We start from the raw sequence: 19,656 nt of genomic DNA on the forward strand, positions 1-19,656 counted from the left end.
TCGGTGTTTTGTGACGTCGCTTGCCTGGTTCGGAAACCGACGGACGGGCGCTTGAAACGCGCCTCTGATCAAAAAGTGCGCAATTCTAGCGATGAGCAACGCACTTGACCAGCTTTATGCAGGGAAATACGACGAGTGCTGCGCTATGCTTCGCGCCGTGAAGCTTTACCGATTTTTTACAGTCAACAAAACGTCTGTAACAACAGGTAAAACAGCGCATGCTGCACCACAAAGCATAGTGCTTCATTCAAAGAAGCCGGTTCGAGAATCAGGAGTGTTGGATGGGTCAGGCAAGTAGTCAGGCGGCGGGCGCCGAGCATTCGGCTGCAAAACCGCTGAGCATGCTGGTCGCGGCAGTCGGGGTAGTTTACGGCGACATCGGCACGAGCCCGTTGTACACCCTCAAAGAAGTGTTTTCCGGCGGTTACGGCGTACCGGTCAATCACGACGGAGTGCTGGGTATTCTGTCGTTGATCTTCTGGTCGCTGATCTGGGTCGTATCGATCAAGTACATGATGTTCGTCCTGCGCGCCGACAACCAGGGCGAAGGCGGGATCATGGCACTGACCGCGCTGGCACGGCGGGCGGCGGGCAAGCGCAGGACGTTGCGTTCGCTGCTGGTGGTTTGCGGCCTGATCGGCGCGGCGCTGTTCTACGGTGACAGCATGATTACCCCGGCAATTTCCGTGCTCTCGGCCATTGAAGGTCTGGGACTGGCGTTCGATGGCATCGACCACTGGGTCGTGCCGCTGTCACTGGTGGTGCTGGTGGGCCTGTTCCTGATCCAGCGTCACGGTACGGCGCGGATCGGCATTCTCTTCGGGCCGATCATGGTCACCTGGTTCCTGGTGCTCGGAGCCCTTGGCGTCTATGGCATCAGCCATTCCCCGGAAGTGCTGAAGGCACTGAACCCGATCTGGGCCGTGCGTTTCTTCATGGTGCATGCCGGCATGGGCGTGGCGATCCTCGGCGCCGTGGTGCTGGCGCTGACCGGTGCCGAAGCGCTGTATGCCGACATGGGCCACTTCGGTCGCAAACCGATTGCCCGGGCGTGGTTCCTGTTGGTGCTGCCGGCGCTGGTGCTCAATTACTTCGGTCAGGGCGCCTTGCTGCTGGATAACCCGGAAGCGGCGCGCAACCCGTTCTACCTGCTGGCCCCGAGCTGGGCGTTGATTCCACTGGTGGGTCTGTCGACCCTGGCCACGGTGATCGCCTCGCAAGCGGTGATCTCTGGCGCGTTCTCGCTGACCCGTCAGGCGATCCAGCTCGGTTACATCCCGCGCATGTACATCCAGCATACCTCCAGCGATGAGCAGGGCCAGATCTACATCGGCGCGGTGAACTGGTCGCTGATGGTGGGCGTGGTGTTGCTGGTGATCGGTTTCGAGTCCTCGGGCGCACTGGCCTCGGCCTATGGCGTAGCTGTGACCGGGACCATGCTGATGACCACGATTCTGGTGTCGGCCGTCATGTTGCTGCTGTGGAAGTGGCCACCGGTGCTGGCGGTGCCGGTGCTGATCGGCTTCCTGCTGGTGGACGGTCTGTACTTCGCCGCCAACGTGCCGAAAATCGTCCAGGGCGGTGCGTTCCCGGTGATCGCCGGTATCGCCTTGTTCATCCTCATGACCACCTGGAAGCGCGGCAAGCAATTGCTGGTCGAGCGCCTGGACGAAGGCGCACTGCCGCTGCCGATCTTCATCAGCAGTATCCGCGTCCAGCCGCCGCATCGTGTGCAGGGTACAGCTGTGTTCCTGACTGCTCGCTCCGACGCTGTCCCGCATGCGCTGTTGCACAACCTGCTGCATAACCAGGTATTACACGAGCAGGTTGTGCTGTTGACCGTGGTCTACGAAGACATTCCGCGCGTTCCACCATCCCGACGCTTCGAAGTCGAAGCCCACGGTGAAGGCTTCTTCCGGGTGATCCTGCACTTCGGTTTCACCGACGAGCCGGACGTGCCGCAGGCGCTGAAACTCTGCCATCTGGACGACCTGGACTTCAGCCCGATGCGCACCACCTACTTCCTCAGCCGCGAAACGGTCATCGCCTCGAAACTCGAAGGCATGGCCCGTTGGCGTGAAGCGCTGTTTGCGTTCATGTTGAAGAATGCCAACGGCAATCTGCGGTTCTTCAATCTGCCGCTGAACCGGGTGATTGAGTTGGGGACGCAGGTGGAGATGTAAACCGGCGTCATCAAAAAGCCCCCGTCAGCCTTGCGGCTGGCGGGGGCTTTTTTGTGCGTGTTCGGTTTACGAGGGCTTGGTCGGATAGTGGAAACAGCAAGTTGCACTATGTTTAATTCAGCACAATACTCTGTGCATTAACGTACGCATCAGCATGTGAGTGAGAGGTGATTATGACGGCATTATTAGAGCGTGCTGACCAGGCAATTTCCGTGACTGCCATGGTCAGGAGCTTCAGCGCGAAGCTCAAGGAGATTTCCAGTCGTGCCACTGAGCGTCTGGTCATCTTCAAGGACAATCAACCGGCAGCGGTCATCATCAACGTGCAGGCCTATCAGGAAATGCTGGATGAACTTGAGAACCTTCGCATCGAAGCGGCTGCCCGTGAACGTCTGAGCAATTTTGATCAGACCAAGGCTGTCAGCCATGAGGATATGCGGGCAAGGTACGCTCGGAAGGATTAAGGGAGCGCTGGATGGTTTGGGGAGTGATTTATCATCCGGAAGTCCAAGGGGATCTTGATCAATTGGGATCAGTAGCTGCCAACCGGATATTGGATGTGATCGAAGAACGGATCATCCATGGCGAGCCAGACAAAAGTGGTAAGCCTCTGCGAGCCAGTCTTGCGGGTTGCAGACGAATTCGAACGGGCGACACGCGAATCGTTTATCGAGTCGATGGTCGGGAAATCCAGGTGTTGATCGTTGCGGTGGGGGTTCGACGTGACAAAGAGGTGTATGGCGCTGCTGAAAGGCGCCTTTAAACAATAAGCCCCCGTCAGTTTTGCGACTGGCGGGGGCTTTTCGTTGGTGCGCTTCAGATCACTCTGCCGGCTGATCCTTGGTCTGACGCTTCTCGATCAGATCCACCAGACGCTTGGCCAGCGCCGGGTAGTTTTCGTCGAAGTGGTGGCCGCCGGGCAGTTTCACCGCTTCGCCCACTGCCGTCTTGTCAGTGCAGCCGCTCTCATCGGTTTCTTCGGCGCCGTAGATGCACACAACCTTGGCCGGTGGCAGCTTGGCCATTTCCGGGCCGGTGGCGGCTTCTTTGCCGGCGTTGCCGAGCCAGCCTTCGACTTCGATTTCGAAGCTGCCGGTGCGGGCGAAGGCCAGCAGGATGATTGCGTCGACGCGTTGCTGCTCGGTTTCCGGCAGGCGGTTGTAGATGGCCGGCAGGACGTCGGCACCGAACGAGTAGCCGGTCAGTATGAAGCGCTTGGTACCCCACTTCTGGCGGTAGTGCTGCATCAGTTCGGTCAGGTCCAGCGCGCTCTGTTCCGGGCTCTTGTGCTGCCAGTAGTAGCGCAGGGTGTCGATGCCGACCACCGGGTAGCCGATCTTGGCCATCTCACCGGCCACATCGCGGTCGAGATCTCGCCAGCCGCCGTCACCGGACAGGAACAGCGTCACGGTGTCCTTGGCCTGGCCGGCCGGGACTTCCACGACCGGGATCTGCAGGCCGCCGGCCGCCTTGTCACCACCGACAAGAATCTTGCGCAGTTCGTTGTTCAGCACTTGCGGCAGGTTGATGTCGTAGTCGCTGATGCTGGTTTCGGCGTTCGGTTGGTCGCGCACGAAACCGGCGCTGGTGTCGTCCGGGTTGTCGTTCCAGGCCACCAGCCAGTGGCCGTGGGCGGCGGATTTTGGCAGCAGGTGGGTGCAGCCACCTTTTTCCAGCGCCAGGTCGACCGACACGGCCTGGGCCTTGTCGTCCTTCTGTTCAGACAGCCAGCGCCAGGCCAGCACTGCACCAGGGCCGATGCCGCTGACCAGGGTCGCCGGGCCGTTCAGTTCGCGCAGACCGCTTTGCAGTGCGCGGCTCTGCAGCAGGCAATCCTTGGGCAGAATCACCTGAACGATCTGCGCCGAGGCGCTGCGGCTCAGGGTGGTCAGTTGATTGTCGGTGAGTTTCTTGTCGTCCTCGACCGCCACAAGCACCTGGGCCTTGGGCTTGGTGCCGGGGATGAGCCGGGTCATGACGGTGCCGTCAGCCGGCGTGAGCTTTTCAAGGGTCGGTTCCGGTGCCGGGCGTTTGAGGTACCAGTAACCGCCACCGGCAATCACGGCCAGCACGATCAGTGCGGCCAGGATGTACTTCAGGGAGCGTTGAATCATCAGCGTTTCACCAATCCAGTCAAGCCGCCCGCGATCAGGGCAGCAGTATCGGCCAGTGCCACCAGCGGATCGAGTCCGGCGGGCACCGCCATATAACGGGGTTCCCAGTCAGGCTGGAACTTGTCTTTGAAGCGGCGCAAGCCTTGGAAGTTGTACAGCTGCTCACCACGGCGGAAAACCATCGAGCCCAGACGCTGGGTCAGCGGTGCACCACGACGGGGTTGCAACCCCGACAGCGGCACCATGCCCAGGCTGAAACGCGCGTATCCGTGACTCTTATAATGTTGAATCAGGCCGACCATCAGAAACTCCATGGTCAGCTTGGGGGCGTCCGGGTGCGAGCGCATCAGGTCGAGACTGGCCAGGTCATGGCTATAAGTCTCGAGCAGGTTGGCGAACGCCACCGGACGGCCTTCGAAGCGAATCACCGCGATGCGGAAATGCTTCAGGTAATCGTCGCTGAAACGGCCGAGGGAGAAGCCTTTCTCGCGTACGTTCTTGCCGGTCAGCCAGGCATCGGAAATCACCTTGAGCTCATCCATGGGTGCCTGGCCCGGCTCGTGGATTTCCAGCGACAGGCCGTCGCGGGTGCCGCGGTTCCAGGTGTAGCGCAGGTCCTTCATCTCCTTGCCCTTGGCATCCAGGTCAAAGCGATGCAGGTCGACCCGGGCTTCCTCGCCCAGTTTGATCGCGGTCAGACCAATGTCCATGTAGTACGGCAGGTTCTCGGCACGCACTTGATAGAACACGGGACGGGCGTGGTGGATGTCGCACAGGTCGCGGAACTGCCAGATCATTTCCGCGCGTTGCTGACCAGGGCCGATCGGGTCGTACAGCGCCACCAGGCTGCGGCCGCGACGGGCGTACATCAGAAAGGCTTCGTCGTTGGGGTGGAACAGCAGCGCCTTGTCACCGGTCAGGGCCAGGCCGCCGTCCGGTTGCGAGGAGGCCATCAGGATCTTCGTGGCGCGCTCCAGTTCGTCCGCTGTCGGCAGATGAATCACCGGGCGGGCGGTACGCAGCAACCAGGTCAGGGCGATCACCAGCAACAGCACCGCCGCACCCAGCAGCGAGCGCAGACCGCGCGGGGCGTCGGCGTCGAGGGTGAACTGCCACCACAACTGATGGCTGTACGGCACGTCCTGGTAAGCGAACAGCAGCAGCCAGGTCGAGGCGCCGAGGACACACAGACTGGCCACCAGATACAGCGGCGAGAACGGTACTTCGGTCAGGCGGCTCGGGCGATAGAACGAGCGGCGGAACACCCCCAGCAGTGCGGCGGTGAGGGTCATCAGCGTGGCTTCTTCCCAGTCGAAACCCTTGAGCAGCGAGAGCAGGGCGCCCACCAGCAGCAGAATGGTGGTCAGCATCCACGCAGCCGACAGTCGGCGACGCAGGCCCTGTGCGAGCATCAGGCACAGCACGCCGATCAGGCTGGCGCCGAAGTGCGAGGCGTCGACGAGGCGATGGGGAATCAGGTAGGCGATGTGTTCCAGGCGCGTGTCGATTTCAGGTGTCGCGCCGGAAAACAGCAGCACCACGCCGGACAGGAACACCAGCACCGCGAGGATCGGTGCCGCCAGACCGGAAGCGGCGCGCATGGTCTGGGTTTGAAACAGGCGCTGACCTTCATTGATCAGCAGCAGCACGCAAGCCACCAGCAATGGCAGCACTACATAGATCATGCGATAGAGCAGCAGGGCGGCGGCCAGTGGCGCCGCGCCGAGCTTGTCGGCGAACGCGGCCAGAAGAATCGCCTCGAAAACCCCGACCCCGCCCGGCACGTGGCTGAGCACGCCGGCAGCAAGGGCCAGCAGATACACCAACAGGAACGCGCCGAATGGCGGTGCTTCCGGCAGCAGCATGTACAACACGGTAGCGGCAGCGGCCACGTCGAGGGCGGTGATGACCAGTTGCAGGAACGTCAGGCGTCGGCCCGGCAAGCGCAGGGTGCGGCGGCCGACCTTGACCAGCAGGTTGTCGCGATAAGGCTGCTCCGGCAGGCGCCGACGATAGATACCGACGGCCAGGATAGCGCCGAGCAGCAGCACGGCAGAGGCAATCGTGGCCAGCAGGCCCTCGGACAGGCCCAGGGCTTGGGAGGCTGCCGGCAGGTCACTCAGGGTAGCCAGCGCCGCCAGTGGCGGCAGCGCACAACCCAGCGACAGGCTGGCGAACAAGGTCATGTGCGCAACTTCCGAAGCGCCCAGGCCAAGCCGAGCATATAAACGGTAGCGCACCGAGCCGCCGGACAGCATCGACAGACCGATGGCATTGCCGATCGCGAATGCGGTGAAGCCGCCGAGCGCCAGCGTGCGCGGCGGGATGGTCACGCCGGCGTAGCGACTGGCCGACCATTCGTAGCCCAGCAGAATGATGAAACCCACGACCGTTGCACCGAAAGCACCCAGCAGGGCCGGCTTGGGCACATCGAGTATCGAGTCGTGCAAGGCATAGAGATCGAGTTCGCTGAGCAGATGGCGGCAGGCGATCAGTGCGATGGCGAACAGCAGCAACGTGACCGCCAGACCGATCGGTTGCCGGTATTTGCTGATTCGATCCAGCAGGCGCATGCGCTCGGGCTTGATCGATGGATTCTCGGTGAGGGTGTCTTGTGGATCAGACGAGTTGGCGCGCATCAATCACCTCTTGGATTGTGCGCGACAGGATGGGGGTATCCAGCCAAGTTACCAATCCCTGTAGAAAAAAATAATCACAAAATACTACGCCTCTCGTCGGGTATCGGCGAGGGCAGGTCTCGGATTGGAGACCTCTTGCCTGCGACTCAAGCATAGTCGCAACTCGCGGGTCTGACGATCCTGAACGGTTCACTGCACGATGACAGATCATTGTTGCGAAAGGACTTTTTCCACAGGTACAAAAAAGGCCACTCTTTCGAGCAGCCTTTTTTGATGTTTGGTTGCGGGAGCCGGATTTGAACCGACGACCTTCGGGTTATGAGCCCGACGAGCTACCAGACTGCTCCATCCCGCGTCTGTGTGGCGGCATTCTACAGGCGAACGGCGGGGTGTCAACCGATAATCCCGGGAAGGGTCAAATAAGTGTGAAATCGCGTCAATCCGCCGCAGAAGAGGGGGTAAGTTTCGGAATTGCAACGAATTCCTGTTTGGCCCGGATGATTGCCAAATGAAAAACAGACGCGCACAAAAAAGGCCACTCTTTCGAGTAGCCTTTTTTGATGTTTGGTTGCGGGAGCCGGATTTGAACCGACGACCTTCGGGTTATGAGCCCGACGAGCTACCAGACTGCTCCATCCCGCGTCTGTGTGGCGGCATTCTACAGAGAATTGCCGGGGTGTCAACCTTGTATCCGGGTGAAATCTGTTCTGGTTCAATTGCTTAGCTCTTTTTGGAGGGTGCTCGCGGGGCCGCAGGTCAGGCAGGACGTGGGTCTCAGCTCTATCGGGTGGTGAATTTCGATTGAGAAAATAAATTCAAAGGAAGTTTCCTACTGATGGAAAAGAACCTTCATACCACTGGTGCTATATACAGGTGTCAGTGAGATACTGCCCGTCCGGCTTGCCATGTTTCCTTTTCTGCCATGACTCAGCGAAAAATCATCCACATCGACTGTGACTGTTTCTACGCCGCCATCGAGATGCGGGATGACCCGCGTCTGGCCGGCAAACCGCTGGCGGTGGGTGGTTCGGCAGACCGGCGCGGGGTGATTGCTACCTGCAACTATGAGGCGCGGGCTTACGGGGTGCGTTCGGCGATGTCTTCCGGGCATGCGTTGAAGTTGTGTCCGGACCTGACCATCGTCAAGCCGCGGATGGACGCCTACCGCGAGGCATCGAAGGAAATTCACACGATCTTTCGCGACTACACCGACCTGATCGAACCGCTATCACTGGACGAGGCCTACCTCGATGTCTCCGACAGTGCGCATTTTGGTGGCAGTGCCACTCGGATCGCCCAGGACATCAGGCGCCGCGTCTCCAATCAATTGCACATCACCGTCTCCGCCGGCGTCGCGCCAAACAAGTTTCTGGCCAAGATCGCCAGCGACTGGAAAAAGCCCAACGGCCTGTTTGTCATCACCCCGGATCAGGTCGAAGACTTCGTCAGCGGCCTGCCGGTGAGCAAGTTGCATGGCGTTGGCAAGGTCACTGCGGACAAATTGGGCAAGCTTGGAATCAACGACTGCTCGCAACTGCGCGAGTGGGACAAGTTGGCGTTGGTGCGCGAATTCGGCAGTTTTGGCGAGCGACTCTGGAGTCTGGCCCGTGGGATAGATGAGCGGCAGGTGCATAACGACAGTCGTCGTCAGTCGATCAGTGTCGAAAACACTTACGACGTCGATCTGCCCGACCTGCGCAGTTGCCTGGACAAGCTTCCTGAATTGCTCGAGACCCTGAAAACCCGCATGGCTCGGATCGACAGCAGCTATCGACCGGGCAAGCCGTTCGTCAAAGTGAAATTCCATGATTTCACCCAGACCACGCTGGAGCAGGCCGGGGCAGGGCGGGATCTGGGCAGTTATCAATTGATGCTGACGCAGGCTTTCAATCGCGGTGGCAAACCGGTGCGACTGCTCGGGGTCGGGGTGCGGCTTGAGGATTTGCGCGGCGGGTTCGAGCAGATGGAGTTGTTCGAGCGGTAGCGCGCATAAAAAAGCCCGAAACAGGTTCGGGCTCTTCTATAAGTGTTGTCAGTTCGGACCAGGGTCCGCCACCAGTCGCCCGGCATCCTTGGTCAGAGACTTGAGAAACTCGGCCTGCAACTCGGGATCGTTGCGCGTCAGCTCGATCAGGCTTTGCTCCAGCTCACTGGCTTCTTCTTCAAGACCCAGTTCCGACAGGCGCTTGACCCGGTGCACCCACTGGCTCACTTCGTCGTCTTCCAGATCGTCGTAAATCAGGCCATGCGCTTCCAGCAGCTTGCCGCGCAGGTGACTGCTGATGGTCAGGGACGAGTCGGAATGCACGTCATCCTTGGCGTCTTCGACGCTGATCTGCAGTTTGCCCACGTGATTCAGATCGTTTTCGGCGAACGGACTGTCCAGCAGGTTCAGACGCAGCACGCCGTTACGATCGGTGGTCATGTCGAAGGTCTGCTTGCCGGCCTTGACCTGCACCGGGCGCTCGCTCCACGGCAGGCTCGAATACTCCATGCGCTTGTCGCGCTGAACTTCATCGATACCGGCCAGGTTCTGTTGCGCACGACCGTGGGACTGCACGTTCATGAACGGATTGAGCCCGGCGAATCCGTAGCTCAGCCAGTCCTTGGTCACGCTGTCCGGCAGGTTGCCGAGAGCGAACACATTGACCACGTTGGCGCCGACGCCGGCCACCACCGCCACGGCACCCAGCGGAATCTCGTAGATTTCGCGCCAGGGCTGGTAAGGCGTGTAGCGGTCATAACGACGGGTCACTTCGTATTCGGTGACCTCGAAGGTTTTCTGCTCGTTGATCTTCACGCGGCGCTGCGGCAGCTCAAGCACCTTAGGCTCACCGACATCGATCTGCAGGCTGTGATCGAGCAACTTTCGCTCGACCCGCTCTTCGTGCTCGCTGCGCTGTGACATGTGATTGGCGCAGCCGCTGACCAGCAGGGTGCCGCACAGGGCGGCACCACCGAGGCCTAAGGTGTTTCGCTTGAACATGAGGACTCTATCTGGTTTCAGCGGCGGATACGGGCCTGCAGGAAGGACAGTACGTCGGCAACCGGCAGCGCTTGCGCCTGGCCTTCGGTACGGCTCTTGTATTCCAGGTTGCCTTCGGCGAGGCCGCGGTCGCTGACCACGATCCGGTGTGGAATGCCGATCAGCTCCATGTCCGCGAACTTGATGCCCGGGCTGGTTTTCTTGTCGCGGTCGTCCAGCAGCACTTCGAAGCCGGCCGCGGTCAGTTCCGCGTACAGCTTGTCGGTGGCTTCGCGCACCTGCTCGGTTTCATAGCGCAGCGGCACCAGGGCGATCTGGAACGGTGCCAGGGCGTCGCTCCAGATGATGCCGTTCTCGTCGTTGTTCTGCTCGATGGCGGCAGCCACCACGCGGGACACGCCAATGCCGTAGCAACCCATTTCCAGGGTGACCGGCTTGCCGTTCTCGCCCAGCACTTCGCACTTCATCGCCTTGCTGTACTTGTTGCCCAGCTGGAAGATGTGCCCGACTTCGATGCCACGCTTGATTTCCAGGGTGCCCTTGCCGTCCGGGCTTGGGTCGCCGGCCACGACGTTGCGCAGGTCGGCCACGGTCGGAACCGGCAGATCACGCTCCCAGTTCACGCCGAAGTAGTGCTTGTCATCGATGTTGGCACCGATGGCGAAGTCACTCATCAGCTCGACCGAACGGTCGATGATGATCGGCAGCGGCAGGTTCAGCGGGCCGAGCGATCCGGCGCCGGCGCCAATAGCGTCACGCAGTTCGGCATCGGAGGCCATGACCAGCGGGCTGGCAACGCCTGGCTGCTTGGCGGCCTTGATTTCGTTCAGCTCGTGATCGCCACGTATGATCAGGGCGATCAGCTTGCCTTCTTCTTCGGCATGCACGATCAGGGTCTTGATGGTCTTTTCAATCGGCAGACTGAATTTCTCCACCAGGGCCGCGATGGTCTTGGTGTCTGGCGTATCGACCAGACGCAGTTCTTCGCTTGGCGCGGCGCGCGAGGTTTCACGCGGTACGGCTTCGGCCTTCTCGATGTTCGCCGCATAGTCGGAGCCGTTGCTGAAGACGATATCGTCTTCGCCGGACTCGGCCAGCACGTGGAACTCGTGGGAGCCGGCGCCACCGATCGAACCGTTGTCGGCTTCCACCGGACGGAACTTCAGGCCCAGGCGGGTGAAGATGTTGCAGTACGCTTCGTGCATGCGGTCATAGGTGATCTGCAGCGACGCCTGATCCGCATGGAACGAGTACGAGTCTTTCATGATGAATTCGCGACCGCGCATCAGGCCGAAGCGTGGACGGATTTCGTCACGGAATTTGGTCTGGATCTGGTACAGGTTGATCGGCAGCTGCTTGTAGCTGCTCAACTCGTTGCGCATCAGATCGGTGATCACTTCTTCGTGGGTCGGGCCCGCGCAGAAATCGCGACCGTGGCGGTCTTTGATGCGCAGCAGCTCAGGGCCGTATTCTTCCCAGCGCCCCGATTCCTGCCACAGCTCGGCCGGTTGGGTGCTCGGCATCAACACTTCCAGAGAGCCGGCGGCGTTCATCTCTTCGCGAACGATGGCTTCCACCTTGCGCATCACTCGCAAGCCCATCGGCAGCCAGGTATACAGGCCCGAGGCGAGTTTGCGGATCATGCCGGCGCGCAGCATCAGCTGATGGCTGATGACGACCGCGTCGGAAGGCGTTTCTTTCTGTGTGGCGAGCAAAAATTGACTGGTGCGCATGGTTGGCCGTTGTCGGTTGCTATGACTGGAAATGACGGAGCAGTGTACCGGCGAGAGCTGCCTACGTACAGAAGCGCAGGGCCGGCGCAATACCCTGCGCCGGGTGCGAGATGTCTTACGACTCTTCGGCGACGGGCGTCGGCACGGGGTCCGGTGTCGGCGTCGGGCCTTCGCGGCGACTCTCCTGGAACCAGTGCAGGGCGATCAGCACCAGGGTCGGCACACCGAGCAGTGCGGTGATCATGAAGAAGTTGTGGTAGCCGAACTTCTCCACCATCACCCCGGAGTAGCCGCCGATGAGGCGAGGCAGCAACAGCATGATCGAGCTGAGCAGCGCGTACTGGGTCGCGGAGAATTTCAGATTGGTCAGGCTGGACAGGTAAGCGACAAACGCCGAAGTGGCCATGCCCGAACTGAAGTTGTCGAGGGAGATAGTCACGATCAGCATCTTCAGGTTCGGGCCCATGTCCGCCAGCATCACGAACAACAGGTTGGTGCCCGCAGACGCCGCACCGCCGATGAGCAGTATCGGCAGGATGCCGAAGCGAACGATCAGCAGACCGCCCATCCCGGCACCCACCAGGGTCATGATCAGGCCGAAGATCTTGCTGACGCTGGCGATCTGGTCCTTGGTGAATCCCTGGTCGATGTAAAACACGTTGGCCATTACGCCCATCACCGTGTCCGACATGCGATAGGTGGCGATCAGACCGAGCAGCAGCAGGGCCTGCCAGCGGTAACGCAGGATGAAGTCATTGACTGGCGTCAGTACTGGCGCCAGGCCACGGCGACCCATGGCCGAGAGGCACAGACCGGTCAGCAGGGTGTAGAGGATGGCACGCAGGAACGCCCGGTCTTCCAGCAGCAGGTCCAGCGGGCTCATGCTGCCGAACAGCACACTGGCGAAATCGGTGTTGTAGAGCTGGGTAAACATGGCCGGTACGGAAACCAGCAGGACGATCAGTACGAACACCGACATCAGTTGATGCATGAAGGTGTAGCGTCCGGCCTGCAGCTGGGTACGCAGCGGTACCGGCGGTTCGCGCATCAGCAGGGTGGTGATCAGGGCGGGGACCATCAAGGCGCCGAACAGCACATAGGTGCCGGTCCAGGCGGAATGCTGATAGTTGAACCCGGTGGAGCCGAAACCTTCAGCGAAGAACAGGGCACCGGCCGTCGCGAGCAGGGCGGCGACCCGATAACCGGACATATAACTGGCGGCCAGCGCGGCCTGGCGGTTGTCTTCGGCGATCTCCAGGCGGTAGGCGTCGACTGCGATGTCCTGGGTGGCGGAGGCGAAGGCGACGATCACGGCGATGGCGATCAGCCAGGACAAATGTTTCTGGGGGTCGCAGAAACCCATGCCGATCAGGCCGAGGATTACCAGCGATTGCGCAAGCACCAGCCACGAACGGCGTCGACCCAGCTTGCCCAGCAATGGCAGGCGCCATTGATCGAGCAGGGGCGACCAGACCCATTTGAAGGCATAGGCCAGACCGATCAGGCTGGCATAGCCGATCGTCTCGCGGGCTACACCGGCTTCACGCAGCCAGACCGAAAGTGTCGAGAACACCAGCATGTACGGCAGGCCGGCGGCGAAACCCAGCAACAACAGCACGAGCGTCGAAGGACTGGCATAGGCGGCGAGCGCGGCGCGCCAGGTTTTACGGGGCATGGGCTGAAGTCTGCCTCAAGATTGCGAAAACAAAGCGCGCACTCTAACCGCTGTGCTCTACCGGGCGCCAGCCATGACGCTGAATATCCACACGATTGTTCAGGATCGTAACGCCCTCCATACGCAATCGTGCCCGCTGTTCATCGCCTGAAGGGCTGCCCGCCGGCAGACTGAGCCGACCGCCGGCACCGAGCACGCGGTGCCAGGGCAGCTTCGTGTCGCCGGGCAACTGGCTCAGGGTACGGCCGACCCAGCGGGCGGCGCGCCCCAACCCGGCCAGTTCGGCCAACTGACCATAGCTGACGACCTTGCCTTCGGGCACTTGGGCAAGGGTCGAATAGAGTGCCGTGCGTCGGATTTGCGGGTCGTTTTCGCAGGCAGGTATCGGGTCTGTCACGGGCGCCGTTCCTGAACAAGATCGATTCATGGGGTTCAAGGGTAATCCGTGATCGGGCAATTGAGAAATGAACTCAACAGAAATAGCCGGGTCACTCCTTGTCAGAGGATTATTCCTACGGATAATGCCGACCCTTTTTCGCAAACCCGAGTTTCCGATTCGCTTATGTTGTCCAGAACCCTGTTGTGCCTTGCTGTCTTCAGTGCGTCCACGCCCTTGCTTGCCGATACCGTCTGGTTGAAGAACGGTGACAAGCTGAGCGGCAAAATCACCCTGTTCGATGGCGGCAAGTTGCTGGTCCAGACCCAGTACGCCGGCGCGGTCACCATCGACTGGAAGCAGGTCAAGACCCTGGAAAGCGATCAAGAGCTGCTGGTCAAGCAGGATGCCTACAGCGGTGAGAAGGCCAAATCGCTGACTGCCGCCGAAGACGGCAAGGTCACTCTGGCCAACGGCGAAGCGCCGAAAACCGTCGAGCTGGCGAGCATCCAGCAGATTCTCAAGCCCAAACCCGTGGTCGAGGATCTGGTATGGAAGGGCAATGTCGACCTGGCCCTGGATTATCAGCGTGCCGAAAAAGACACCGATGATTACGACGTCGGCTTCAAGACCACCGCGCGCCATGGCCGTTGGCGTCATACCGCTGAGGGCGAGTACAACCGTGAAGTTCAGGATGAGGTGGTGACCACCAACAACTGGCGCGCCGAATACGCCCTGGACCGCTTCCTGACCGACAAGTGGTTCTGGCAGGGACGGTTGAACTACAAGCGTGACTACGTCGAAGAGTTGTCACGCCAGCGTGTGGTCGGTACGGGTCCTGGCTATCAGTTCTGGGATGATGAGCTGGGCGCATTTTCCCTCGGCTCGCTGCTCAACCGCACCGATTATGAGTACAGCGACGGCGGCAAGGACAACTTCTATTCCGTTGCCATGAAGTGGGACTATAACCGCTACCTGATCGGCAAGAAGGTACAGTTCTTCACCACCGGCGAACTGGGCAAGCCATTGTCGGACGTCGCCAACTATGCCCTGGATTCGGAAGTGGGCCTGCGCTACAAGGTGACGGACTGGGCCTCGCTCAATCTCAAGGCCGAGCGTGACATCATCAGTGGTACCAAGGACGCGGATCTGAACAAGACCCGCTACACCGCAGGATTTGGCGTGGCCTGGTAACGCCCGGCCGAAAAAATCGCAGCCTTCGACAGGCTGCGATTTTTTTTGCCTGTACAAAACAGGCGCCCACAAAAAAGCCCCGCTTTTAAGGGCGGGGCTTTTTACCAAAGAAGCTACAAGTTAGATAACTTGTACTTCTTCAGCTTGCATGCCTTTCTGACCGCGGGTAGCGATGAAAGAAACCTGTTGGCCTTCTTTCAGGCTTTTGAAGCCGTCGGACTGGATAGCTTTGAAGTGAACGAACAGGTCGTCACCGGATTGTGGAGTGATGAAGCCGAAGCCTTTTTCATCGTTGAACCACTTAACGGTACCGGTTTGGCGATTAGACATGGTGTAACTCCTTGAACAAAGATAACTGCGACTCAGGAAGAACCCTGGCCGAGACTGAGTGCAAAGAGCAGGAAAAATTCTTGTAGATGGTTGGATCGAAATTCAACATATCGTGTAGAGATTCTCAGTGACACAAGCAGCACAGTGGCGCCACCTTAACCCTTTTTCCGGAACGTGCCAATGCTTCTTGCGAAGGTTTCTCCGTTTTAAGGATCGGCGGTGTGACGGTTCGTCGCGAAGCCGTGTAATTCCTGCATGTTCGGCGAGATTTGCACCACGGACTTTGAACCGGGCGGCGCGCCCGGTAAGATGCCGGACAGTTTTTTCCACCTCGCTATTCAGGACACCCCGCCATGAGCATCAAATCGGACAAGTGGATTCGCCGCATGGCGCAGGAACACGGCATGATCGAGCCGTTCGTCGAGCGCCAGGTACGCGGCAGCGACGACAGCCGTGTGATCTCCTACGGCGTGTCGAGTTACGGCTACGATGTGCGCTGCACCAACCATTTCAAGGTGTTCACCAACATCAATTCGGCCATTGTCGATCCGAAAAACTTCGACGCCGGCAGCTTCGTCGACGTCCACAGCGACGTCTGCATCATCCCGCCGAACTCCTTCGCCCTGGCCACGACCGTTGAATACTTCCGTATTCCACGCAATGTCCTGACCATCTGCCTGGGCAAAAGCACCTATGCCCGTTGCGGCATCATCGTCAACGTCACCCCGCTCGAGCCCGAGTGGGAAGGCCAGGTGACCCTGGAGTTCTCCAACACCACCAATCTGCCGGCGAAGATCTACGCCAACGAAGGCGTGGCGCAGATGCTGTTCCTCGAATCCGACGAGGAATGCGAAGTCTCCTACAAGGACCGCGCCGGCAAGTACCAGGGCCAGCGTGGCGTGACCCTGCCACGCACCTGATCCGTCCATCCGGCAGTTACCGGGAATTCTTCGGCGGGTAGACACTCTATGGGGTGTACTGCCCGTTTCGCGAACAGCGGGACGGGCCTTCGCCGAGGAGTGCTCCATGAAGATCGATCCGCAAATCACTGCCGAACTGGCAAGGCTCGAGCCCAATCAGGTTGGCGTATTGGCCTGGTCGTTGCTGGCACACCCGCCCGTCACCCTGGCTGGCGGAATTCCTCACCAGCCCGATCCCGATACCCCTAACGAAGAACCGACCGAGCCCGGCGAGCCGACGTTGCCGGACAAACCGCCACCTGCGCCTGTCGCGTGATTGAATGCATGGCCCGTCGGCTGAATCCTGAACAGGACGTCAGCCGACGGGCCATATTTCGTTGTCGCCAATGACAAAGATCCGACAACGCTCGTCCTTCTCCACCGGATAGCCGCCGGTGAAGGCACCGAACGCCGGCAGCAGGCTGATGCGTTCTCCCAGACTGAAACACGCCAGCCGCAGACGCTCACGCCCCTTGCCGTTCAATCGATAAACCGGATGCACATGTCCTGCGAGTACGTGGCGTTCAGGGTGCGGATCGGGTTCGTGCTGCAATGCGAAGGGCCCGAGCAGTAACGGCTCCGGCACCACCCGAATGTTCAGCGTCTGCGGTGGATCACCGGCGCGCTTGTCGTGATTACCGCGAATCAACGTGATCGGCAGATCGGCATGACGCGCCCGCCACTGCGCCAATGCCTGCAAAGTGTCGGGGGCATGGGAGCCGGGCCCGTGCAGAAAGTCCCCAAGAAAGATCAGTTGTCGACACGGCAGTTTCGCCAGCAACTGCTCGATCACCGCGATGTTGCTCGCCGTGGTGCCCTGCGGCACCGGCTGCCCCAGGCGACGGTAGGCGGCAGCCTTGCCGAAATGCACATCGGCAATCAACAGCGCCTGTTGCGCCGGCCAATACAATGCCTTTTCCGGCAACAGCCAGAGTTCTTCACCCGCCAGACGCACAGGGTAGGGCGCGTTCATCTGGATTGGCCCTTGTCGGCAGTGTTCTCCAGATCACCGACCATGCGCCGGATACGGTCGGCGAGTTTTTCCGAACTCATGCTTTCGCGCATGCGTTCCACCAGCAATGGAAAGCCGAGTGGAGTCGGGTGTTTGATCAGGTGTATGTCCAGTTTCATCCGGTTGATTCGCTCCAGTGCCTGTTCCAGTCGATGAATATCCAGTTCTTCGCGCAGGACTTCTTCCCCGGCCTGGGCCAGTAGAAGGTTGTCGGCGTCGTATTGTTTGAACACTTCGAAAAACAACCCGCTGGAGGCCTGTACCTGACGGGTACTTTTCGGCGCGCCGGGGTAGCCAGCGAATACGAGTCCGGCGATCCGTGCGATTTCCCTGAACCTGCGCAGCGCCAGTTCCCCTGCGTTGAGACTCGCCAACACATCCCTCAATAAATCCTCGGGGCTGAGCAGGGTGCCATCCAGTTGCGCAGACCAGTCAACCGGTGTGGCACTGAGCAATTCCAGTCCGTAATCATTGACCGCAATCGAGAAAGTCACAGGCAGGCGCTGGCTGACTCGCCACGCCAACAGACTGGCCAGCCCCAGATGCACCTGACGTCCGGCAAACGGGTAGAGGAAAAGGTGCCAGCCTTCGCGGGATTTCAGCACCTCGGCCAGCAGATTGTTGACGGTCGGCAGGCCCGACCAGCGCATCTGCGTTTCCAGCAGCGGCTGCAAGGCCTGCATTTCCGGGCCTGCAAACTCGCCTTGCGCCGCCGCGCTGAATCGGCTGACCACCGCGTCAGCGAGTTCGCTGGACAGCGGCATGCGCCCGCCATTCCAGCGCGGCACGGCGGCTTTTTTGGCGGTGCTGCGTTTGACGTAGGCGGTCATGTTTTCCACCCGCACCAGTTCCAGCAAGCGTCCGGCGAACAGGAAACCGTCGCCGGGTTTGAGTCGGGCAATGAAGCCTTCTTCAACGCTGCCCAGTTGCTTGCCACCACCGCCCTTGCTCCAGAATTTCAGGTGAATGCTGGCATCGCTGACGATGGTGCCGATGCTCATCCGATGGCGACGCGCCAACCGGGCATCGGGGACGCGCCAGATTCCGTGCTCATCCGGCTCGACACGACGGTAATCCGGATACGCCGTCAGCGACATCCCGCCGTGGCGCACGAATGCCAGCGCCCAGGCCCAGTCCGCGAGCGACAGGTCACGATAGGCCCAGGCGCTGCGGACTTCTTCGTACAGTTCATCGGGAATAAAACCACCGCCCAGGGCCATGCTCACCAGGTGCTGCACCAGTACATCCAGCGGTTTGTGCGGTGACAGACGCGGCTCGATTCTGCGCTGCGCCACGGCATCGCGTGCGGCAGCGGCTTCGATCAGTTCCAGACTGTGGGTCGGCACCAGGGTGACCCGCGACGTTCGACCGGGCGCATGGCCCGAACGGCCGGCCCGCTGCATCAGGCGCGCCACGCCTTTGGCCGAACCGATTTGCAGAACCCGCTCCACCGGCAGAAAGTCCACCCCCAGATCGAGACTCGAAGTGCAGACCACGGCTTTGAGCTGGCCATTCTTCAGCGCCTGCTCGACCCAGTCCCGGGTATCGCGGGATAGCGAGCTGTGATGCAAGGCGATCAACCCGGCCCAGTCCGGCCGCGCTTCCAGCAAGGCCTGATACCAGATTTCCGATTGTGCCCGAGTATTGGTGAACACCAGGCTGCTGGCGCAAACCTCAAGTTCGGCGACCACCTGCGGCAACATCTTCAGACCGATATGCCCGGCCCAGGGAAAGCGCTCGATCTGTGGTGGGAGCAGGGTATCGACACGCAGGGTTTTTTCGCTTTGACCCTGAACACTCACGCCACCGCCCTGCGGGATCAGTACCTGTTCGGCATGGGATTGATTGCCGAGCGTCGCGGAAACACCCCAGACAATCAGCTCAGGATGCCAGCGGCGCAACCGGGCGAGGGCCAGCTGCAATTGCACGCCGCGCTTGTTCCCGAGCAGTTCATGCCACTCATCGACCACGACCATGCGCAAGGTCGACAGCGCCGTTTGCGCGTCGGCGCGGGCGAGCATCAGGGTCAGGCTTTCCGGGGTGGTGATCAGCGTGGTCGGCAGGCGCCGGTTCTGCCGGGCGCGTTCGCTGCTGCCAGTGTCGCCGGTACGCAGGCCGACGCTCCAGGGAATGAGCAAATCGTCCAGCGGCGTTTGCAGGGCGCGCGCGGTGTCGGCGGCCAGTGCGCGCATCGGCGTGATCCACAAGACAGTCAGCGGTTCGGCGGGCGGTTTGCGTTTACGGGTGGTTTCAGCAACAGGCCCGGAGCGGGCAAAGCGATTGAGCGCGGCAAACCACACCGCGTAGGTTTTACCGGCGCCGGTGCTGGCGTGCAGCAGGCCGGACTCGCCACGTTTTACCGCGACCCACACCTGCTTCTGAAAGGCGAACGGCTTCCAGTCGCGGGCGCTGAACCAGTGTTTGGCGAAGTCGGTGGAAGTGCCCATGCCGGCGA

At 60.6% G+C, this 19,656-nt stretch carries 16 protein-coding genes and 2 tRNA genes; 7 read left to right on the plus strand and 11 right to left on the minus strand.

The genetic code is table 11. The features are described 5' to 3' along the window. Positions 1 to 341: 341 nt before the first annotated feature. The 3 genes from NE357_RS06060 to NE357_RS06070 all read left to right on the plus strand — a co-directional run bounded on the left by NE357_RS06060 (position 342) and on the right by NE357_RS06070 (position 2,946). On the plus strand, positions 342 to 2,183 hold the full coding sequence (locus NE357_RS06060; protein WP_432760324.1) for a potassium transporter Kup: 1,842 nt from the start codon (positions 342 to 344) through the stop codon (positions 2,181 to 2,183). A 173-nt stretch (positions 2,184 to 2,356) separates the two neighbouring features. Beyond that, entirely contained in the window at positions 2,357 to 2,647 is a 291-nt protein-coding gene (locus tag NE357_RS06065; RefSeq protein WP_007954962.1) for a Phd-YefM, read from the plus strand. A gap of 11 nt (positions 2,648 to 2,658) precedes the next feature. Then, positions 2,659 to 2,946: a type II toxin-antitoxin system RelE family toxin gene (locus NE357_RS06070; protein ID WP_169429122.1), complete on the plus strand. Its 288-nt coding sequence runs from the start codon at positions 2,659 to 2,661 to the stop codon at positions 2,944 to 2,946. Between the two features lie 58 nt (positions 2,947 to 3,004). On the opposite strand, the gene NE357_RS06075 is transcribed toward NE357_RS06070, so the two are convergent. The 4 genes from NE357_RS06075 to NE357_RS06090 form a co-directional block, all read right to left on the minus strand. After that, positions 3,005 to 4,297 (minus strand): virulence factor family protein, encoded by a 1,293-nt coding sequence (locus NE357_RS06075; protein ID WP_169429123.1) that lies wholly within the window; start codon positions 4,295 to 4,297, stop codon positions 3,005 to 3,007. Then, positions 4,297 to 6,936, minus strand: a complete 2,640-nt coding sequence (gene mprF / locus NE357_RS06080; protein WP_169429124.1) for a bifunctional lysylphosphatidylglycerol flippase/synthetase MprF — start codon at positions 6,934 to 6,936, stop codon at positions 4,297 to 4,299. Before mprF ends, NE357_RS06075 begins: the two co-directional genes overlap by 1 nt. A gap of 278 nt (positions 6,937 to 7,214) precedes the next feature. Then, positions 7,215 to 7,291, minus strand: a tRNA-Met gene (locus NE357_RS06085). A gap of 210 nt (positions 7,292 to 7,501) precedes the next feature. Continuing rightward, positions 7,502 to 7,578 (minus strand) — tRNA-Met (locus NE357_RS06090). A gap of 280 nt (positions 7,579 to 7,858) precedes the next feature. Between NE357_RS06090 and dinB the strand changes: the two genes are divergently transcribed. Beyond that, complete coding sequence (gene dinB, locus NE357_RS06095) at positions 7,859 to 8,920, plus strand: DNA polymerase IV (RefSeq protein ID WP_114881690.1); 1,062 nt, start codon at positions 7,859 to 7,861, stop codon at positions 8,918 to 8,920. Between the two features lie 48 nt (positions 8,921 to 8,968). Here dinB and NE357_RS06100 read toward each other — a convergent pair whose 3' ends face one another. From NE357_RS06100 to NE357_RS06115, 4 genes are all read right to left on the minus strand, one after another. Beyond that, positions 8,969 to 9,922 (minus strand): hypothetical protein, encoded by a 954-nt coding sequence (locus NE357_RS06100; protein WP_169429125.1) that lies wholly within the window; start codon positions 9,920 to 9,922, stop codon positions 8,969 to 8,971. A 17-nt stretch (positions 9,923 to 9,939) separates the two neighbouring features. Next, the gene (locus NE357_RS06105) at positions 9,940 to 11,655 is read right to left on the minus strand and encodes a proline--tRNA ligase (protein ID WP_169429126.1); all 1,716 of its coding nucleotides are present in this window, start codon (positions 11,653 to 11,655) and stop codon (positions 9,940 to 9,942) included. A gap of 115 nt (positions 11,656 to 11,770) precedes the next feature. Continuing rightward, complete coding sequence (locus NE357_RS06110) at positions 11,771 to 13,330, minus strand: AmpG family muropeptide MFS transporter (protein WP_169429127.1); 1,560 nt, start codon at positions 13,328 to 13,330, stop codon at positions 11,771 to 11,773. Between the two features lie 43 nt (positions 13,331 to 13,373). Further along, positions 13,374 to 13,757, minus strand: coding sequence for an MGMT family protein (locus NE357_RS06115; protein WP_169429128.1), 384 nt, complete (start codon positions 13,755 to 13,757; stop codon positions 13,374 to 13,376). 135 nt (positions 13,758 to 13,892) lie between these two features. Between NE357_RS06115 and NE357_RS06120 the strand changes: the two genes are divergently transcribed. Beyond that, the gene (locus NE357_RS06120; RefSeq protein ID WP_169429129.1) at positions 13,893 to 14,900 is read left to right on the plus strand and encodes a DUF481 domain-containing protein; all 1,008 of its coding nucleotides are present in this window, start codon (positions 13,893 to 13,895) and stop codon (positions 14,898 to 14,900) included. A 120-nt stretch (positions 14,901 to 15,020) separates the two neighbouring features. On the opposite strand, the gene NE357_RS06125 is transcribed toward NE357_RS06120, so the two are convergent. Beyond that, positions 15,021 to 15,230: a cold-shock protein gene (locus NE357_RS06125; protein ID WP_002554837.1), complete on the minus strand. Its 210-nt coding sequence runs from the start codon at positions 15,228 to 15,230 to the stop codon at positions 15,021 to 15,023. 353 nt (positions 15,231 to 15,583) lie between these two features. On the opposite strand from NE357_RS06125, the gene dcd reads away from it, so the two are divergent. Further along, a complete protein-coding gene (gene dcd / locus NE357_RS06130; protein ID WP_007954988.1) occupies positions 15,584 to 16,150 on the plus strand; it encodes a dCTP deaminase in 567 nt (188 codons plus the stop codon). 106 nt (positions 16,151 to 16,256) lie between these two features. Continuing rightward, positions 16,257 to 16,466: a hypothetical protein gene (locus NE357_RS06135; protein ID WP_065259270.1), complete on the plus strand. Its 210-nt coding sequence runs from the start codon at positions 16,257 to 16,259 to the stop codon at positions 16,464 to 16,466. 39 nt (positions 16,467 to 16,505) lie between these two features. On the opposite strand, the gene pdeM is transcribed toward NE357_RS06135, so the two are convergent. Together pdeM and NE357_RS06145 are read right to left on the minus strand one after the other, a co-directional pair. Continuing rightward, positions 16,506 to 17,162 (minus strand): ligase-associated DNA damage response endonuclease PdeM, encoded by a 657-nt coding sequence (gene pdeM, locus NE357_RS06140; RefSeq protein ID WP_169429130.1) that lies wholly within the window; start codon positions 17,160 to 17,162, stop codon positions 16,506 to 16,508. Further along, positions 17,159 to 19,648, minus strand: coding sequence for a ligase-associated DNA damage response DEXH box helicase (locus NE357_RS06145; RefSeq protein ID WP_169429131.1), 2,490 nt, complete (start codon positions 19,646 to 19,648; stop codon positions 17,159 to 17,161). The genes pdeM and NE357_RS06145 overlap by 4 nt, the downstream gene beginning before the upstream one ends. Between the last annotated feature and the right edge of the window lie 8 nt (positions 19,649 to 19,656).

This window comes from Pseudomonas sp. G7(2022) (assembly GCF_052660475.1).

What these genes read in the sequence shown, in the direction of transcription:
- NE357_RS06060 (WP_432760324.1), top strand. Translation starts at nt 342, where the DNA reads ATGCTGGTCGCGGCAGTCGGGGTAGTTTACGGCGACATCGGCACGAGC.
- NE357_RS06065 (WP_007954962.1), top strand. Translation starts at nt 2,357, where the DNA reads ATGACGGCATTATTAGAGCGTGCTGACCAGGCAATTTCCGTGACTGCC.
- NE357_RS06070 (WP_169429122.1), top strand. Translation starts at nt 2,659, where the DNA reads ATGGTTTGGGGAGTGATTTATCATCCGGAAGTCCAAGGGGATCTTGAT.
- NE357_RS06075 (WP_169429123.1), bottom strand. Translation starts at nt 4,297, where the DNA reads ATGATTCAACGCTCCCTGAAGTACATCCTGGCCGCACTGATCGTGCTG.
- mprF (WP_169429124.1), bottom strand. Translation starts at nt 6,936, where the DNA reads ATGCGCGCCAACTCGTCTGATCCACAAGACACCCTCACCGAGAATCCA.
- dinB (WP_114881690.1), top strand. Translation starts at nt 7,859, where the DNA reads ATGACTCAGCGAAAAATCATCCACATCGACTGTGACTGTTTCTACGCC.
- NE357_RS06100 (WP_169429125.1), bottom strand. Translation starts at nt 9,922, where the DNA reads ATGTTCAAGCGAAACACCTTAGGCCTCGGTGGTGCCGCCCTGTGCGGC.
- NE357_RS06105 (WP_169429126.1), bottom strand. Translation starts at nt 11,655, where the DNA reads ATGCGCACCAGTCAATTTTTGCTCGCCACACAGAAAGAAACGCCTTCC.
- NE357_RS06110 (WP_169429127.1), bottom strand. Translation starts at nt 13,330, where the DNA reads ATGCCCCGTAAAACCTGGCGCGCCGCGCTCGCCGCCTATGCCAGTCCT.
- NE357_RS06115 (WP_169429128.1), bottom strand. Translation starts at nt 13,757, where the DNA reads ATGAATCGATCTTGTTCAGGAACGGCGCCCGTGACAGACCCGATACCT.
- NE357_RS06120 (WP_169429129.1), top strand. Translation starts at nt 13,893, where the DNA reads ATGTTGTCCAGAACCCTGTTGTGCCTTGCTGTCTTCAGTGCGTCCACG.
- NE357_RS06125 (WP_002554837.1), bottom strand. Translation starts at nt 15,230, where the DNA reads ATGTCTAATCGCCAAACCGGTACCGTTAAGTGGTTCAACGATGAAAAA.
- dcd (WP_007954988.1), top strand. Translation starts at nt 15,584, where the DNA reads ATGAGCATCAAATCGGACAAGTGGATTCGCCGCATGGCGCAGGAACAC.
- NE357_RS06135 (WP_065259270.1), top strand. Translation starts at nt 16,257, where the DNA reads ATGAAGATCGATCCGCAAATCACTGCCGAACTGGCAAGGCTCGAGCCC.
- pdeM (WP_169429130.1), bottom strand. Translation starts at nt 17,162, where the DNA reads ATGAACGCGCCCTACCCTGTGCGTCTGGCGGGTGAAGAACTCTGGCTG.
- NE357_RS06145 (WP_169429131.1), bottom strand. Translation starts at nt 19,648, where the DNA reads ATGGGCACTTCCACCGACTTCGCCAAACACTGGTTCAGCGCCCGCGAC.